Origin of the sequence: Tistlia consotensis USBA 355 (genome assembly GCF_900177295.1) — a bacterium.
GTDB classification, from domain to species: domain Bacteria; phylum Pseudomonadota; class Alphaproteobacteria; order Kiloniellales; family DSM-21159; genus Tistlia; species Tistlia consotensis.
In genome coordinates, this window is sequence record NZ_FWZX01000036.1 from 13,598 (window position 1) to 30,555 (window position 16,958).

16 protein-coding genes are annotated in these 16,958 nt (G+C 69.6%); 9 read left to right on the forward strand and 7 right to left on the reverse strand.

Features of this window, described 5'->3' with window-relative positions; translation table 11 throughout:
* Positions 1-83: 83 nt before the first annotated feature.
* Positions 84-986 carry an NAD(P)-dependent oxidoreductase gene (locus B9O00_RS27755; RefSeq protein WP_085125982.1) on the forward strand — a complete coding sequence of 301 codons (903 nt, stop codon included), beginning with the start codon at positions 84-86 and terminating at the stop codon, positions 984-986.
* Between the two features lie 4 nt (positions 987-990).
* Here the strand turns inward: B9O00_RS27755 and B9O00_RS27760 are convergent, their stop codons facing one another.
* The 6 genes from B9O00_RS27760 to B9O00_RS27785 form a co-directional block, all read right to left on the reverse strand.
* Positions 991-1,419: a type II toxin-antitoxin system VapC family toxin gene (locus B9O00_RS27760; protein ID WP_085125983.1), complete on the reverse strand. Its 429-nt coding sequence runs from the start codon at positions 1,417-1,419 to the stop codon at positions 991-993.
* Positions 1,416-1,655, reverse strand: a complete 240-nt coding sequence (locus B9O00_RS27765) for a FitA-like ribbon-helix-helix domain-containing protein (protein WP_085125984.1) — start codon at positions 1,653-1,655, stop codon at positions 1,416-1,418. The genes B9O00_RS27760 and B9O00_RS27765 overlap by 4 nt, the downstream gene beginning before the upstream one ends.
* Before the next feature lie 418 nt (positions 1,656-2,073).
* Positions 2,074-2,736 carry a class I SAM-dependent methyltransferase gene (locus B9O00_RS27770; protein ID WP_085125985.1) on the reverse strand — a complete coding sequence of 221 codons (663 nt, stop codon included), beginning with the start codon at positions 2,734-2,736 and terminating at the stop codon, positions 2,074-2,076.
* A 279-nt stretch (positions 2,737-3,015) separates the two neighbouring features.
* Positions 3,016-3,969, reverse strand: a complete 954-nt coding sequence (locus tag B9O00_RS27775; RefSeq protein WP_085125986.1) for an ABC transporter permease — start codon at positions 3,967-3,969, stop codon at positions 3,016-3,018.
* On the reverse strand, positions 3,959-4,897 hold the full coding sequence (locus tag B9O00_RS27780) for an ABC transporter ATP-binding protein (RefSeq protein ID WP_085125987.1): 939 nt from the start codon (positions 4,895-4,897) through the stop codon (positions 3,959-3,961). Before B9O00_RS27780 ends, B9O00_RS27775 begins: the two co-directional genes overlap by 11 nt.
* Before the next feature lie 26 nt (positions 4,898-4,923).
* The gene (locus B9O00_RS27785) at positions 4,924-6,123 is read right to left on the reverse strand and encodes a COG1470 family protein (RefSeq protein ID WP_085125988.1); all 1,200 of its coding nucleotides are present in this window, start codon (positions 6,121-6,123) and stop codon (positions 4,924-4,926) included.
* Between the two features lie 487 nt (positions 6,124-6,610).
* Here B9O00_RS27785 and B9O00_RS27790 point away from each other — a divergent pair, with 487 nt between their 5' ends.
* The 5 genes from B9O00_RS27790 (at position 6,611) to B9O00_RS27810 (ending at position 12,724) form a co-directional block, all read left to right on the forward strand.
* Entirely contained in the window at positions 6,611-8,200 is a 1,590-nt protein-coding gene (locus B9O00_RS27790) for an ABC transporter substrate-binding protein (RefSeq protein WP_085125989.1), read from the forward strand.
* 30 nt (positions 8,201-8,230) lie between these two features.
* A complete protein-coding gene (locus B9O00_RS27795) occupies positions 8,231-9,187 on the forward strand; it encodes an ABC transporter permease (RefSeq protein WP_085125990.1) in 957 nt (318 codons plus the stop codon).
* A 15-nt stretch (positions 9,188-9,202) separates the two neighbouring features.
* Positions 9,203-10,030 carry an ABC transporter permease gene (locus tag B9O00_RS27800; protein WP_085125991.1) on the forward strand — a complete coding sequence of 276 codons (828 nt, stop codon included), beginning with the start codon at positions 9,203-9,205 and terminating at the stop codon, positions 10,028-10,030.
* Positions 10,027-11,769: an ABC transporter ATP-binding protein gene (locus B9O00_RS27805; protein ID WP_085125992.1), complete on the forward strand. Its 1,743-nt coding sequence runs from the start codon at positions 10,027-10,029 to the stop codon at positions 11,767-11,769. Before B9O00_RS27800 ends, B9O00_RS27805 begins: the two co-directional genes overlap by 4 nt.
* A gap of 79 nt (positions 11,770-11,848) precedes the next feature.
* Complete coding sequence (locus B9O00_RS27810) at positions 11,849-12,724, forward strand: O-methyltransferase (protein WP_085125993.1); 876 nt, start codon at positions 11,849-11,851, stop codon at positions 12,722-12,724.
* Positions 12,725-12,730: 6 nt separating this feature from the next.
* On the opposite strand, the gene B9O00_RS27815 is transcribed toward B9O00_RS27810, so the two are convergent.
* Entirely contained in the window at positions 12,731-13,645 is a 915-nt protein-coding gene (locus B9O00_RS27815; protein ID WP_085125994.1) for a LysR substrate-binding domain-containing protein, read from the reverse strand.
* 162 nt (positions 13,646-13,807) lie between these two features.
* On the opposite strand from B9O00_RS27815, the gene B9O00_RS27820 reads away from it, so the two are divergent.
* From B9O00_RS27820 to B9O00_RS27830, 3 genes are all read left to right on the forward strand, one after another.
* Entirely contained in the window at positions 13,808-14,857 is a 1,050-nt protein-coding gene (locus tag B9O00_RS27820) for an ABC transporter substrate-binding protein (RefSeq protein ID WP_200808686.1), read from the forward strand.
* A gap of 129 nt (positions 14,858-14,986) precedes the next feature.
* The gene (locus B9O00_RS27825) at positions 14,987-16,075 is read left to right on the forward strand and encodes an ABC transporter ATP-binding protein (protein ID WP_085125995.1); all 1,089 of its coding nucleotides are present in this window, start codon (positions 14,987-14,989) and stop codon (positions 16,073-16,075) included.
* A complete protein-coding gene (locus B9O00_RS27830) occupies positions 16,075-16,953 on the forward strand; it encodes an ABC transporter permease (protein ID WP_085125996.1) in 879 nt (292 codons plus the stop codon). The genes B9O00_RS27825 and B9O00_RS27830 overlap by 1 nt, the downstream gene beginning before the upstream one ends.
* The last annotated feature ends 5 nt before the right edge of the window (positions 16,954-16,958 follow it).

Consider the following 16,958-nt stretch of genomic DNA (forward strand, 5'->3'; position numbering starts at 1 on the left):
CGAAAGCCCCTCGGGCTTTCGGGCTCGCCTAGCGCCCGGGATGACGGGTTAGAGTGAACGCGAGAGAATCCAGGAGACACCCCATGCACTACGCCTTCGTCGGCCTCGGCAACCTCGGCCGGCATCTCGCCGGCAGCCTGGTCAAGGCCGGCTTCACGGTCACGGTCAGCGATCTCGACAAGGCCCGGGCGGAGTCGCTGCTCGCCGCCGGCGCGCGCTGGGCGGACGATCCCAAGTCGGCCGCCGCGGCGGCCGACGCGGCGATCACCTGCCTGCCCTCGCCGGCCGCCTCGGCGGCGGTGGCGCCCCAGCTCTTCGAGGCGCTGGCGCCCGGTGCCACCTGGATCGAGATGAGCACCAACGACCACCGGGAGATCGCGCGCCTGGCCGAGCTGGCGGCCTCGAAGGACATCGCGACCCTCGAGGCGCCGGTCACCGGCGGCGTGCACCGCGCCGCGAGCGGCGAGATCACCGTGCTGGCCGGCGGCCCCGAGGCGATCTTCGAGAAGCACCGCCCGGCCCTGGAGGCGATGGGCGGCGAGGTGATCCACATGGGCCCGCTCGGCTCGGCGGCGCTGATCAAGGTGATCACCAACATGCTGGCCTTCATCCACCTCATCGCCGACGGCGAGGCGCTGATGCTGGCCAAAAAGGGCGGCCTCGACCTCGGCAAGGCCTGGAAGGCGATCAAGGCGAGCTCGGGCAGCTCCTTCGTCCACGAGACCGAGGGCCAGCTGATCCTCAACGGCAGCTACGACGTCGGCTTCACCATGGATCTCGCCTGCAAGGACCTCGGCTTCGCCGCCGGCTACGGCCGCGCCCTCGGCGTGCCGCTGGAGCTGGCCGGTCTGACCGAGCAGACCTTCGTGCGCGCCCGCGCCCAGTACGGCGGCCAGGCCCAGTCGACCCAGGTCGTCAAGCTGCTCGAGGACGCCCTCGGCACCGACCTGCGGGCGCCGGGCTTCCCGGAGAAGCTGACCGAGTAGCGCGTCAGCGCCCGCCCGTCAGGGAGACGGCACGGTCGCGAAGGCGCGGATGCCGCCCCTGCCCCAGCTTGCGCAGCAGCCGCTCGTCGGCCGTGACGAAGCGGCAGTCGTTGGCCTCCGCCAGCGCGAGGTAGAGGCAGTCGTAGGCCGGATGATCGAGCTCGATGGCGAGCTGCGTCGCCGGCTCGAGCAGCGCGCGCGTCGGCAGCAGCTCGATGTCCGCGCGCTCGAGCAGCCGGGCCGCGAGCAGCGCCTCCCGTTCGGAAAGCTCGGCGCGCTGCACCTTCTTCCACAGGATGTTCGCGCACTCCGCCACCAGCAGCTCCGGCGCCAGCAACCTGGCGTCGGTCCGCAGGGCGAGCGCCTCGGCGGTCCCCTGCTCCTCGACGACCCACTTGACGGCGATGCTGGCGTCGATGACGAGGGGGCTCACCGCTCGTCGCGTCCCTCGCGCAGCAGGACCTCCGACGGCGTCTGCACGCGGCTGCTGGTCAGCGCACGCAGCTCGGCGGCAAGGCTCTCGAACGACGGCTCGACCTCGGCGCTCAGGGCCTGGCGAAGGATCTCCCGATGCTCGGCCTCGGCGGAGCGCCCGTGCCGGGCGGCCCGCCGCTTCAGGCGGGCGATCAGCTCGTCGTCGAGATTGCGCACGTGAAGGTTCCCGGACATTCGCTATCCTCTGCTCTCACTGGGAGCAATGCTCTCACATGGGAGCAGTCCGGTCCACTCGCCAGGCCCCCGCTCGAACGCATGGAGGGCACCGGCCTCCGCGCGGCCGGCCTCCCGGCGTGGCCGACGGAGCGGCGCGTCAGCGCCCACCCGTCGGGGAGACGGCGCGGTCGCGAAGGCGCGGATGGCACCCCCGCCCCAGCTTGCGCCGCAGTCTCTCGTCTGCCGTGACGAAGCGGCAGCCGTCGGCCCGGTGATCGAGCTCGATGGCGAGCCGCGTCGCCGACTCGGACAGCGCCAGCGTCGGCAGCGGCCCGAGAGCACCGCAAAGGCTGAGAGCACCGCAAAGGCTGCCGGGGGTAACGCTCCCCGTCCGAACGACCGTATTCCGAGCCGACGATCAAGGATCGCCGGATGGCTATGCGCGTCCCCTGACGATGATCGCATAGCGCCGGATCGGCGCACCATCGGGAGCAATCTGCTCGGATTCGACCGTCTCGACATCCACGTCCGTGAAGCCGGCGGCGCGGCAGAGCGCATCCCAGCCAGCGCCGTCGCGGAGGTGGAAGCCGTATTCCGGCCGGGCGAAATCCGGCGCTTCCCTTGGCGCCAGGCAGGCCATCAGCATCGAGCCGCCGGGGCGCATCACCCGGCGCACTTCCGCCAGAGCGGTCGCCGGCTCCGTCCAGAAATGAATGACGCCGATCGAGAAGACCCGGTCGAAGCGGCCTTCGGCAAAAGGCATGTTCTCCGCCGAGGCGAGATCGAAGCTCGCCTTGCCGGAAGCGACGAGAGCGGCGTTGAAGGTGGCGGCTTCCGTGACCATTGTCGGCGAGATGTCGATCCCGCAATAGGTGACGTCCGCCGCCTGAGCGATCACGTCGGGCGCCGTGCGCCCACTGCCGAAGCCGATTTCGAGCACGCGGTTGCCCGCTTCCACGCCCAGAAGTGCAACGCTCCTGGCATTCGCCTGCCTGTTGTTCTCGTTCAGCCAATCGGCAACGGCGAGGCCCACGGCACCCTCGGGGTTGCCGAGTTGTCTGGCGCGTTCCGCGGAAGTGAGCGTTTCGAAGACGGCCATCGTCGATCCCCCAGGAGTCGGCGCGAACGATCCGGCGGCAGGTCCGGAAAGCACAAGCCTGCCTGTTGACGCACCCCGCCACCGGCAGCTCGGGCGCCGTCGAGCTGGCCTCGCTTCCGACGGCGAGCGCCTCGCGCAGCGGGACCGCAGTCCGGTCCGCTCGCCAGGCTCCGGCCCGGAACGCACGGAGGGCGCCGCCCGGTTGCGCTGCGGGCGGCGCCCTCCTGCCCGCGGGGCCGGTCGCTCCCCGCGGGCGTCACCGACAGGTCGGGGGGCTGGTCAGGCCCGGACTTCCTGGCGCTGGAAGGACACGTAGCCCAGGGTGAAGACCACGACGATGCCGGCGACGAGAGCGGAGAAATCGGGCCAAATGATCAGCAGGCTCTGGCTGAACGGCAGCGGCGTGCCGACCAGGGCTCCCTCCATCTGGCTGCGGAACAGGATGCCGAGCGAGCGCGTCGAGGGATGCAGCAGGCCGGTCAGCATCTCGCCGTAGAGCACGTTGGGCGAGAGCCGCGACAGGTTGTGCTGCAGCTCGAACTGCTGGATCGCCGTCATCGGGTTGAGCGGGTCGAGCGGCACCAGCACGCCCGCGACCAGCGGCGTCAGCATCGGCCAGAACACCGAGAACAGCAGCCACAGGCTGAGCGCCGCCAGCGCCGAGGTCGCCGGCGAGCGGAACAGGCTGGAGAGCCAGAGGGCGATCGCCAGCCAGACCGCGCTGAAGGCCAGCGAGACGACCAGGAAGCCGAGGCCGCGCAGGATCTCCTCGCCGCTCGGCGGCAGGCCGAGCAGCAGGATGCCCATGCCGGTGACCAGCAGCCACAGCACGACGACGCAGATGCCGAGCACCAGCAGGCCGCCCAGGAACTTGCCCGCCAGCAGGGCGTCCCGATAGATCGGCTGGGCCAGGAGGCGGCTCATGGTGCGGCGCTGGTACTCGCCGTTGATCGCGTCGAAGGCGAGCGCGATGGCGACCAGCGGCAGCAGGAACGACAGGAAGCCGACGAAGGAGGGCAGCGGGTCCTGGGCCGTGGTGAACAGCCGCAGGAACAGGAAGGGATCCTCGCCGACCGTGGTCTTGAGCTGGCCGATCGCGCCGTAGACCGAGCCGATCGCGGTCAGCACGACCAGCGCCATGGCGAACAGCATGCGCGCGCTGGTCAGGTGGTCGGCCGCCTCCTTGACGGCGATCGTGGAGAGCCCGGTCCAGGGCGATCCTTCACGCCGCATTCCTCACCTCCTCGAAGTAGCGGGCATAGACGTCGTCGAGGCTCGGCTGGTGCATGGCGAGACGCTGCAGCGCCCCGCCGCGCTGCACGATCCGCTCGGCGATCGCCGGCCGGATGTCCTCGACGGCGTGGATCTTCGCCGAGCGCCGGCCGGTCATCTCCGCCCGGCCGACGCCCTCGAGATCGCGCAGCACCTCGGCGAGCGGCAGGCCCACGGCCTCGACCTCGATGACGTAGGAGCCGCCGAGCACCCGGTCGCGCAGCGCGTCGACCGCGCCGGTCAGGCCGATCCTGCCGCGGTTGATCAGCGCGACCCGGTCGCAGACCGTCTGGACCAGCGACAGCATGTGCGACGACAGCAGCACCGTGCGGCCGTCGTCGCGCAGCTGGCGGATCAGGCCGAGCAGCTCGGTCGTCGACTGCGGGTCGAGGCCGTTGGTCGGCTCGTCGAGGATCGCGATGCGGCAGTCCTTGACCAGCACCTCGGCGACGCCGAGGCGCTGGCGCATGCCGTGGGAGAAGCCGCCGACCCGCCGGTCGCCGACCTGCCCGAGACCGACCCGCTCGAGGGCGCTGCCGATGCGCCGCTCGATCTCGCGGCGCGGCACGTCCATCAGCTTGGCGGTGAAGCGCAGGTTCTCGCGCGCCGTCATCTGGTCGTAGAAGCCGACCGAGTCCGGCAGGTAGCCGACCGCCCGCTTGACCGCGAGCGGCTGGCGCAGAGGATCGAGGCCGAGCACGCTGACCCGTCCCCTGGTCGGCTCGGTCAGGCCGAGCAGGATCAGGATCATGGTGGTCTTGCCGGAGCCGTTCGGGCCAAGCAGCCCGAACACCTCCCCGGCCTCGACGGCGAGATCGAGCCCGTCGACCGCGGCGACCGCGCCGTAGCGCTTGACCAGGCCCTGGACCTCCAGGACCGGGCCGCCCATCCGCGGAGCCGTCTTTCCCGGCGCGCTCATCGCCGGCCGTACCGCCGGACGCCGACCGCCAGCACCATCAGGGCGATCAGGATGACCACGACGCCGATGATGCCCCACATCGTCGAGGTCATCACCGTGATCCGGAAATCGGCGCTGTTCGAGACGCCCTTGCCGTTGGCCCGCACGCTCATCATGTAGTCGCCGGCCACGGCCTTGTCGCCGGGCGTGACCTCGACCGTGACCTTCTGCTGCTGGTCCGGCTGCAGCTCGGGCAGGGTCTTGGGATCGACCTTGACCTTCCAGCCCGAGGGCGCGTCGGCGCGCAGGCTCAGGTCGTGGGCCGGGGCCGAGCCGCTGTTGGCGACGGTGAAGGTGAAGTCGCGCTCCTCGCCGGCGGTGGCGCTGCCCGAGAGCATGCCGTTCGGGCCCTCCAGCGCGACGGCCGGCTGGCCGGTGACGTCGAGCTCCAGGTTGGCCGAGGCCTTGGCGACGTCGGACTGGGCGCCGACCTGGACCTGGTAGTGGCCGGCCGCGACGTTCTGCGGCGGGTGCACCTTGGCGTGGACGGTCTTGGAGGCGCCGGCCTTGACCGGCAGGCTGGTGATCTCCTGGCTGCCGTAGCCCTCGGTGAAGGCAACCTCGAAACCGTCGGGCGCGGCGGCCGCCAGGTTGACCACCGTGTCGTTCAGGCTCTCGTTCTTCAGGGTGAGCTCGAAGTCGAAGGACGACTTGGCCGTGCCGCGCAGGTCCGGCAGCTTCGGATCGAGCGTCAGCTTGGCCGGCTTCGGCGCCGCCAGGGTCAGCTTGACCGGCAGGGTCATGGTCCGGCCCTCGCCCTGGCCGACGACCTTGCCCTCGACCTCGAAGGCGTAGGTGCCGGCCTTGGCGGTCTTGGGCGGCGTCAGGTGCAGGTCGAGCGAGACCGTGCGGTCGGTGCCGACCATCGCGGCCTCGATCGCCGCGCCGCCGCCGTCGATCTCCGACTTCCAGCCGTCCGGCAGGCCGTCGACGGAAAGCTCGACGCGCTGCGGCGGCAGGTTCTTGTTCATCAGGTCGAGACCGATGCGGATCGCATCGCCGAAATCGGCGTTGCGCTCCGGATAGTCCGTGGTCAGCCAGAGGCCGGTCAGCTGCGGCGTCTCGGCCGCGGCGGTCCCGGCATGAAGGGGAGACAGTGCGAAAAGGGCTGTCCCGGCAACGACCAGCGCGGACAGCAGAGTTCGCCCATGACGCATGGGGTGATTCTCCTGCTTCTTGAAGTGTCCAAAACCTCGGTTTCGGGCTGGAGATTGGCTGCCGGGAATGTGGCTCGAATGTGGAAACTTCCTTAAATTATGTTCATGTTAAGTGATTTTAATGTTCATTACAGACAGCCGGCGCGGTACTTTGTTGCTCGCGCGCCGACCCGGCGGCCGCTCGCTGGTCGGCCCCGTTCCTAACGGCGCAAGAAGTGCCGCTTTTCCGTCAGTCGGCCGGCCGCCGAAAGCGTAGATCTACGAGGGATCGGGGGTCACCGGCGGGGGGTCGGTGAACGGGCGTCTGCCGTAGGCAGCACGCGTTTCGAGGACGTTGCGATGCGGCGAATTCGAGCGAAAGGTTGGCAATGCCGGCCGCTTCGGTGACAATGCATCGCAACAAGCCTCGCGCCAGCCGGCCCTCCTGCGGTCGAGATCCGCGAGCGAAAAATCAAGACGAGCAACGAGCAGGGAGCATCAGACTTACATGGACAAGATCAGCCGTCTGACCGATCTGGCCGAGTCCGGCCTGGTCGACCGCAGGGGTTTCATGACCGGCGCGCTGGCGCTGGGCCTGACTGTGGGCGCGGCCTCGAGCCTGTGGAGCAACACCGCGCGTGCCGCGGCGAAGAAGGGCGGCCACCTGCGCCTCGCGCTGGGCAGCGGCTCGACCACGGACTCGCTGGATCCGGCGACCCTGGACAGCACCTTCAACCAGATTCTGGGCTACGGCACGCTGCGCAACTGCCTGACCGAGGTGAAGGCCGACAGCTCGGTCGGTCCCGAGCTGGCGGAGAGCTGGGAGGCCCAGCCCGACGCCTCGACCTGGGTGTTCACGCTGCGCAAGGGAGTCACCTTCCACAGCGGCAAGACCGTGACGACCGACGACGTCATCGCCTCGATGGAGCACCACCGCGCCAAGGACTCGACGTCGGCGGCCAAGCCGCTGGTGCAGTCGATCGAGTCGATGAAGGCCGACGGGCCGGACAAGATCGTCTTCAAGCTGACCTCGGGGAACGCCGACTTCCCCTACTACATGGCCGACTACCACCTCTGCATCCTGCCCTCGAAGGACGGCAAGGTGGACGCGACCTCGGGCGACGGCACCGGCGGCTTCATCCTGGAGAACTTCGAGCCGGGCGTGCGCGCGACCGCCAAGCGCAACCCGAACTACTTCAAGAGCGACCGCGCCTGGTTCGATTCGGTCGAGCTGCTGTCGATCACCGACCCGGCGGCGCGCACCAACGCGATCACGACCGGCGAGGTCGACGTCATGGAGCGCGTCGACCTGAAGACGGTGAACCTGCTCAAGCGCCGCTCCGGCATCAACGTCATCGAGACCGTCGGCCTGCAGCACTACACCATGCCGATGATCACGACCCAGGAGCCGTTCAACGACAACGACGTGCGCCTGGCCCTGAAGTACGCGGTCAAGCGCGAGGAGCTGCTGGAGAAGGTGCTGCGCGGCTACGGCCGGGTCGGCAACGACCAGCCGCTGGCGCCCGCCAACCGCTTCTACGCGACCGACATCGAGCAGCGGACCTACGATCCGGACAAGGCCAAGTTCCACCTGAAGAAGGCCGGCCGCGAGAATCTCAAGGTCAAGCTGAGCGCCGCCGACGCGGCCTTCGCGGGCGCCGTCGAGGCGGCCGTGCTGTACCAGGCCTCGGCCCGGGCCGCCGGCATCGAGATCGAGGTCGTGCGCGAGCCGAACGACGGCTACTGGTCGAACGTCTGGCTGAAGAAGCCCTTCTGCATGTGCTACTGGGGCGGCCGTCCGACCGCCGACCAGATGTTCACCACGGTCTACTCGGCCGGGGCGCCCTGGAACGACGCCTACTGGACCAACGACAAGTTCAACAAGCTGCTGGTCGAGGCGCGCGCCACCCTGGACCAGGAGAAGCGCGCCCAGATGTACCGCGAGATGCAGCTGATCGTGCGCGACGAGGGCGGGACCATCATCCCGCTGTTCGCCAGCTACGTCGACGCCGCGACCGACAAGATCGGCCACGGCGACATCGCCGGCAACTACGCGCTCGACGGCCTGAAGCTCACCGAGCGCTGGTGGTTCGCCTGAGTCGTCGCGTGGCGCCCGGCGGCCCCTGCGATGGGTAAGATCCTGGTCATGGTGGCCCAGCGCCTGGCGCTGGGCCTCCTGACGCTCTTCATCGTCTCGCTGATCATCTTCCTCAGCGTCGAGCTGCTGCCGGGCGACCTGGCCCAGGAGATCCTGGGCCAGGGCGCGACGCCGGAGACCGTGGCCGTGTTCCGCCACCAGCTCGGGCTCGACCTGCCGGCGCACATCCGCTACCTGCACTGGCTGGGCGGCATGCTGCAGGGCGACTTCGGGCAGAGCCTGGCCAACAAGCGGGACATCGCCGAGCTGATCTCGGGCCGGCTCGGCAACACGCTGTTCCTGGCCGGCCTGGCGGCGGTGATCTCGGTGCCCCTGGCCCTCACCCTGGGCATCCTGGCGGCGCTCTACCGCAACACCTTCTTCGACCGCGCGGTCAACGTCTTCGCGCTGTCCTCGGTGTCCTTCCCCGAGTTCTTCATCGCCTACGTGCTGATCCTGTTCCTGGCGGTGCAGCTCGGCTGGTTCCCGAGCATCTCGAACATCGGGCCGAACACCGAGTTCTTCGAGCGGGTCTACCGCTCGCTGCTGCCGGCGCTGACCCTGACCCTGGTCGTGATGGCGCACATGATGCGCATGACCCGCGCCGCGATCATCAACCTGATGGCCAGCCCCTACATCGAGATGGCGCGCCTGAAGGGCCTGACGCCGCGCCGCGTGATCCTGCACCACGCGCTGCCCAACGCGCTGTCGCCGATCATCAACGTGGTCGCCCTCAACCTCGCCTACCTGGTCGTCGGCGTGGTCGTGGTCGAGGTCGTCTTCGTCTATCCCGGGCTCGGCCAGCTGATGGTCGATTCGGTCTCGAAGCGCGACATCACCGTGGTCCAGGCCTGCTCGCTGATCTTCGCCGCGACCTACGTCCTCCTCAACCTGACCGCGGACGTGCTGTCGATCGTCAGCAACCCGCGGCTCATGCACGCGCGCTAGAAGGGAGGCCGCACCATGGAAGCCGCCCTGAAGCTGCTGCGCAGCGCGCCGGCCACCGCGATCTTCGGCGTCACGGTCATCGTCACCTACGTGCTGGTCGCGATCTTCGCGCACTGGCTCGCCCCCTACGGCGAGACCCAGATCGTCGGCGCCGAGTACCTGCCCTGGTCGGACCAGTACCTGCTCGGCACCGACAACCTGGGCCGGGACATGCTGAGCCGGCTGATCTTCGGCGCCCGCAACACCGTCGGCATCGCCTTCCTGACGACCTGCCTCGCCTTCCTGCTCGGCGGCCTGACCGGCCTGCTGGCGGCGACCCTGCGCGGCTGGGTCGACCAGCTGTTCAGCCGCGCGATCGACGTGCTGATGGCGATCCCGGCGCTGATCTTCGCCCTGCTGATCCTGACCGTGGTCGGCACCTCGATACCGGCCCTGGTCTGCGTCATCGCGGTGCTGGAATCGACCCGCGTCTACCGCCTGGCCCGCGCCGTCGCCATGAACATCGTGGTCATGGACTTCGTCGAGGTCGCGCGGCTGCGCGGCGAGGGCCTGGCCTGGATCATCCGCCGCGAGATCCTGCCCAACGCGCTGCCGCCGCTGGTCGCCGAGTTCGGCCTCAGGTTCTGCTTCGTCTTCCTGTTCATCTCGGCGCTGTCGTTCCTCGGCCTCGGCATCCAGCCGCCGACCGCCGACTGGGGCTCGATGGTGCGCGAGAACGCGACCCTGATCACCTTCGGCGACATCACGCCCCTGCTGCCGGCCGCGGCCATCGCGCTGCTGACCGTCGGCGTCAACTTCGTGGTCGACTGGTTCCTGCACAAGACCAGCGGGTTGAAGACATGAGCGACGAGACGGTGAAGAACGGTGCGGGCCGCGACGGCTCCGGCCATGACGGCAGCGGCGCGGTCGAGGCCGGCGTCGGCCGCTCGAACAAGCCGGCCGAGATCCTGCTCAGGATCCGCGGCCTGAAGATCGAGGGCCGCAGCGGCGAGACCTGGAGCGAGATCGTCAAGGGCGTCGACCTCGACCTGCACAAGGGCGAGGTGCTCGGCCTGATCGGCGAGTCAGGCGCCGGCAAGTCGACCATCGGCCTCGCCGCCATGGGCTTCGCGCGCGACGGCTGCCGGATCAGCGGCGGCTCGGTCGAGTTCGACGGCCTCGACCTGGTCAAGGCGGGCGTGCGCAAGCGCCGGCGCCTGCGCGGCAGCCGCATCGCCTACGTCGCCCAGTCGGCGGCGGCCGCCTTCAACCCGGCACACAAGCTGATCGACCAGTACACCGAGACGCCCGTCCAGCACGGCATCGCCGGCCGCGCCGAGAGCGAGCGGGACGCGATCGAGCTCTACCGCCGCCTGCGCCTGCCCAATCCCGAGGAGATCGGCTTCCGCTATCCGCACCAGGTCTCGGGCGGCCAGCTGCAGCGCGCCATGACCGCCATGGCCATGGCCTGCCGGCCCGACCTGATCATCTTCGACGAGCCGACGACGGCGCTCGACGTGACCACCCAGATCGAGGTGCTGGCAGCGATCCGCGACATCGTCCAGCAGTTCGACACGGCGGCGATCTACATCACCCACGACCTCGCCGTGGTCGCCCAGATGGCCGACCGCATCATGGTGCTGCGCTACGGCAAGCTGGTCGAGGAGGCGCCGACCCGGACCATGCTGTCGGCGCCGAAGAAGGACTACACCAAGTCGCTCTGGGCGGTGCGCTCGTTCCATGCCGAGGAGCGCCCGCGGCCCGCGGGCGAGACGCCGGTGCTGGCCGTCGAGCACGTCACCGCCGCCTACGGCAAGACCCGGGTGCTGCACGACGTCTCCTTCGAGATCCACCGCCAGCGAACCGTCGCGGTGGTCGGCGAGTCGGGCAGCGGCAAGAGCACCACGGCCAGGGTCATCACCGGCCTGCTGCCGCCGCTCGAGGGCCGCATCCTCTACAAGGGCAAGCCGCTGCCGCCGAAGTTCAGCGACCGCTCGAAGGAGCAGCTGAAGACCATCCAGATGATCTACCAGATGGCCGACACCGCGATGAACCCGAAGCAGCCGGTGCGCGAGATCATCGGCCGGCCGCTGAAGTTCTATCTCGGCATGAACGGCCGCCAGCGCGAGGAGCGGATCCGCGAGCTGCTGTCGCTGATCGAGCTCGAGCCCAAGGACTTCATCGACCGCCTGCCGGGCGAGCTGTCGGGCGGCCAGAAGCAGCGCATCTGCATCGCCCGCGCGCTCGCCGCCGAGCCGTCGGTGATCATCTGCGACGAGGTCACCTCGGCCCTCGACCAGCTGGTCGCCGAGGGCATCCTGAAGCTGCTCGACCGCCTGCAGGGCGAGCTCGGCCTGGCCTACATGTTCATCACCCACGACCTGGCGACCGTGAAGGCGATCGCCGACGAGGTCGTGGTGATGCTGCAGGGCAAGGTCGTCGAGTCCGGCCCGAAGAGCGAGATGTTCACGCCGCCGCACCACGCCTACACCGAGCTGCTGCTCTCCTCGGTGCCGGAGATGGACCCCGACTGGCTCGACGAGCTGCTCGCCGCCCGCGCCCGCGGCGAGGCCGGCGGCAAGATCGAAGCGGCGGACAACTAGCCGCCGCAGGCCCTCCCCAGAACGGCCACCTTCCGGGCGCAGCCTCGCTCACAGCCCACCCGAGCGAGGGAGCGGACGGATGATCACCGCCTTGCCGCGACGCTACCGGGCCTGGCAGCGGCGCCGCGTGCTGCGCCAGGCACGCAGGTCCGAGCTGGGCCGCCTGCGCGCCCTCGGGCATCCCCTGGCCAATGCGCTGGCCGACGCGATCGGCGGCGCCGCCGAACCGGCCCAGACCCGCGACGAGCGGCAGGCGATCGAGCGCATCGAGCGGCTGCGGCGCGACCTCGCCGCCTCGGACGAGACCATCGAGCATCTCGACTTCGGCGCCGGCGACGCGAGCGCGCCGCGGGCCAGGAGCGAGGCGCGCCGCGGCGTGCCGGTCACCATGCCGGTCAGCCGCCTCGCGACCAGCACCAGCAAGGGCCAGCCCTGGAGCGGCCTGATCTTCAACCTGGTCCGTGCCCTCAGGCCCGACCGCTGCCTGGAGATGGGCACCTGCCTCGGCCTCTCCGCCGCCTACCAGTGCGCCGCCCTGGCGCAGAACGGCAGCGGCCGGCTGGTCACGCTGGAGGGCGGCCCGGCCTATGCGGCCAAGGCCCGCCAGAACCTGGCCGGGCTCGGCTTCGACAACTTCGACATCGTCGTCGGCCCCTTCGAGGTGACGCTGGGGCCGACCCTCGAGAAGGAGCGGCCGATCGACTTCCTGTTCAACGACGGCCACCACGACGGCGACGCCCTGCTCGACTACTTCGAGGGCACCCTGCCCTATCTCGCCGAGGGCTCGGTGCTGCTGGTCGACGACATCGCCGTCTACCAGAGCATGCGCCGCGGCTGGCGGCGCCTCGTCGAGCACCCGGCGGTCGACCTCTCGGTCGACCTCGGCGCCATGGGCCTCGTCTGCGTCAATCCCCGGCCGCTGCACAAGGCGGCCTTCACCGTGCCGCTGGCCTGAGCCGCCTCAGGACAGCGGCTTCGCCGACTCTTCGACGAGCTTGTCGCGGATCAGCTCGACCATCGTCGTGGCCAGGCGCGAGGGGGTCTCGGCCGCCGACTGGATCAGCCAGACCGTGTGCGCGAGCCGCGGCTCGAAGCGCCGGTAGGCGATCCGCGGGTCGTAGCGACCGAGCCGGTTGACCCAGGTGACGATCGAGGCGCCGCCGCCGCCGTTGGCGACGAAGGAACAGGCCGTCTCGGCGATCTGCACCTGGATCTGCGTCCTGGGCGCGACGCCCTCGCGATGGAAGGCCTCGTCGATGAGCAGGCGTGAGCGGTCCTCCGGACTGAGCGAGATCAGGGGCACGTCGGCGAGGTCGCGCGCGGTAATCGTCCGCTTCTCGGCGAGCGGGCTGTCGGCGCGCAGCACGCAGACCATCTCCATCGTGAAGAACTCGCGGCACTCCAGGGTCGGATGGCTGGTCGGCAGCAGCGACAGGCCGTAGTCGGCCCGGTGGCTCTGCACCATGTCCGGCACCGAGTTGGAGGTCCGGCTGTAGAGCTCGAAGTGCACGTCGGGTCGGGCCGCCAGGAAGGGGCTGACCGCCGCCGGGATCAGGTGGGCCGAGAGGGCCGCGAAGGCGGCGATCGAGACCTCGCCGCGGCGCCGGTCGCGGATCGCGCCGACCGTATGGAACACCCGGTCGGCGCCGGAGAACAGGCGCTGGGTCTCGACGAAGACCTGGCGTGCCTCGCGGGTCGGCACCAGCCGGCCGCCGCGGCGCGCGAAGAGCGGGAAGCCGCAGCGCTCCTCGAAGGCCTTGATCAGCTTGGAGACGGCCGGCTGCGAGATGTACATGGCCTCGCCCGCGCGGGTCACCGAGCCGAGCTCCATGACCGCGTTGAAGGCCTCGATCTGGCGGATCGCGGGACGAGACATCGGCTTTATTCCCTGCAGGCAGCGGCGGCAAAGCGACGCTACTATGAGGTCTGGTTATAAGGTCCACAAGAATTGCGATTTGACCGGAATGGGCCGGGGCCGTCCACTGTTCGCACTGCCACGAACGTGCAGCGACAGAACAAGAGCAGAGGAGAACAGGAAGTGCGCATCACCCTGAAGGCAGGCGTCGCCGCGGCCGCGCTGGCCGCCGCCACCGCCCTGCTGGCACCGCAGCCCGGCTGGGCCCAGAAGGTTCTCACGGTCGGCGGCTACGGCGGCTCCTTCGAGACCCTGATGAAGGAGCACATCATCCCGCCCTTCGAGAAGGCCCACAACGTCACCGTCCAGTTCGTTCCCGGCAACTCGACCGAGAACCTGGCCCGTCTGCAGGCGCAGAAGGACAACCAGGAGATGGACGTGGTGATCCTCGACGACGGACCGATGTACCAGGCCGTGGCGCTCGGCTTCTGCGCGCCGCTGACCAAGGTGCCGAGCCTGCCGGACATCTACGACATCGCCAAGATGGGCACCGACAAGGCGATCGGCATCGGCTTCGTCGCCACGGGCTTCGCCTACAACGCCGAGATGTTCAAGGAGAAGGGCTGGGCGCCGCCGAGCTCCTGGATGGACCTCGCCGATCCGAAGTTCGACCAGCTCGAGTCGATCCCGCCGATCTCCAACACCTACGGCCTGCACACCCTGGTCATGATGGCGCGGCTCAACGGCGGCAGCGAGACGGACATCGACCCGGGCTTCAAGACCATGGTCGACAAGGTCGCCCCCAACGTCCTGGTCTTCGAGCCCTCCTCGGGCAAGATGTCCGAGCTGTTCCAGAACAAGGAGATCGCTCTCTCGATCTGGGGCAGCGGCCGCGTCAAGGCCCTGGCCGACACCGGCTTCCCGGTAAAGTTCGCCTATCCCAAGGAGGGCGCCGTCGCCCTGATGGTCGCGGCCTGCCCGGTGACCCACAGCGACGTGCCGGACGAGGCCCAGGCCTTCGTCGACTACCTGCTGCAGCCCGAGGTGCAGGAGAAGCTGGCGGCGACCAACGGCTTCGGCCCGACCAACAAGAAGACGGTCCTGCCCGAGGCGCTGCAGTCGCTGCCCTACGGCCCGGACAAGATCAGCAAGCTGGTCGCGGTCGACTGGAACGTCATCAATCCGAAGCGCGAGGAGTGGACCCAGCGCTGGGCCCGCGAGGTCGAGCGCTAGGCTAGACTGCGAGCAGCCGTCCCCCTCACCCCGACCCTCTCCCCTGAGGGGAGAGGGAGGGACCCGCGTAGCGGGAGGGTGAGGGGGACACACGCACCGGCCTTTTCGCCTCCAGCATTCGGACCCACCATGGCCTTCCTGGAACTCAAGGGACTGACCAAGCGCTTCGGCGAGATCGCGGCGGTCGAGAACTTCGACCTCTCGGTCGAGCGCGGCGAGTTCGTCTCGCTGCTCGGGCCCTCGGGCTGCGGCAAGACCACGACGCTGCAGATGATCGCCGGCTTCGAGACGCCGAGCGCCGGCTCGATCACGCTGGAAGGCCGCGACCTGCTGGCGATCAAGGCGCGCAGCCGCGGCATCGGCATCGTCTTCCAGAGCTACGCCCTGTTCCCGCACATGACGGTGGCGCAGAACGTCGAGTTCGGCCTGGAGATGCGCAAGATCGCGGCCCCCGAGCGCCGGCAGCGGGTCGCCGAGGCGCTGGCCCTGGTGCATCTCGAGGCGCTCGCCGACCGCTATCCGCGCGCCATGTCCGGCGGCCAGCGTCAGCGCGTCGCCCTGGCCCGCGCCCTGGTCATCCGGCCGGAGATCCTGCTGCTCGACGAGCCGCTCTCCAACCTCGACGCCAAGCTGCGCGAGGAGATGCAGCTCGAGCTGCGCGGCATCCAGCAGCGCATGGGCGTCACGACGATCCTGGTGACCCACGACCAGACCGAGGCGATGGCGCTGAGCGATCGCGTCGCGGTCATGCACCGCGGCCGGCTCGTCCAGGTCGCCCGCCCGCTCGAGGCCTACGAGCATCCGCGCAGCGACTTCGTCTCCTCCTTCCTCGGCAAGACCAACCGCCTGGAAGGCAAGGTCGTCGAGCGCGCCGGCGAGCGCGCCGGTGATCTCTGCCGCGTCGCCGTCGGCGAGACGGTCTTCGCGGCCCCCGCCCCGCCCCCGGAAATCGGCAAGGACGCCCGGCCCCGGGTCATCGTCTCGGTGCGGCCCGAGAAGGTCGAGTTCCGCGCCGCCGGCGCCGGCCTCGTCGACGGCACCGTGGCGGCGCGCATCTTCCTCGGCGACCACTGGCTCTACCAGATCGAGACGCCGCTCGGCGTGCTGCTGGTCACCCGCCAGAACGTCGGCCCCGCCGAGGTCGAGACCGGCGGCTCGGTCGGCCTCGCCTGGGACGCCGCGCAGGTCCGGCTGCTGCCCTTCGAGGAGACGGCGTGATGGCGCCGGCCGCCGCCGTCGACAGGGAAGCACGGCGCCGCGCCTGGTGGCTCTGCGCGCCGGCCCTGGCCCTGTTCCTGGCGCTGATGGTCGTGCCGCTGGTCATGACCTTCGTGCTGTCGTTCCACTCCTTCGGCTTCTACACCGGCATCGAGCCGACCTTCGGCCTGCACAACTACCTCGACGTGCTGGGCGACAGCTATTTCCACGAGATCTTCGCGCGCACCTTCGGCATCGCCCTGGTCACCACCCTGCTGTGCGCCGCGATCGGCACGCCCGAGGCCTACATCCTCTACCGCATGCGCTCGCGCTGGCGCTCGGCGCTGCTGCTCGTGGTGATCGGGCCGCTGCTGATCTCGGTCGTGGTGCGCACCCTCGGCTGGGCGATCCTGATGGGCAACCGGGGGGTCATCAACACGGCGCTGATGAACCTCGAGCTGATCGACCGGCCGATCAAGATGATGTACACGCCCGGCGGCATCGTGATTGCGCTGGTCCACGTCATGGTGCCCTTCATGGTGATCGCGGTCTGGGCCGCCCTGCACCGCCAGGACCCGGCGACCGAGCAGGCCGCCGAATCGCTCGGAGCCGGCCCGCTGACCATCTTCTTCCGGGTCGTGCTGCCCCAGGCCATGCCGGGCGTGCTGTCGGGCTCGCTGATCGTCTTCTCACTCTCGGCCAGCGCCTTCGCGACGCCGGCGATCCTGGGCGGGCGGCGCGTCAAGGTCGTCTCGACGACGGTCTACGACGAGTTCCTCAACACGCTGAACTGGCCGCTCGGCGCGGCCATCGCAATCCTGCTGCTGGTCGCGGTGCTGCTGGTCATGGTCAGCTACAACCGCGTCGTCGAGCGGCGCTTCTCCCAGGTCTTCGGGTGAGGACG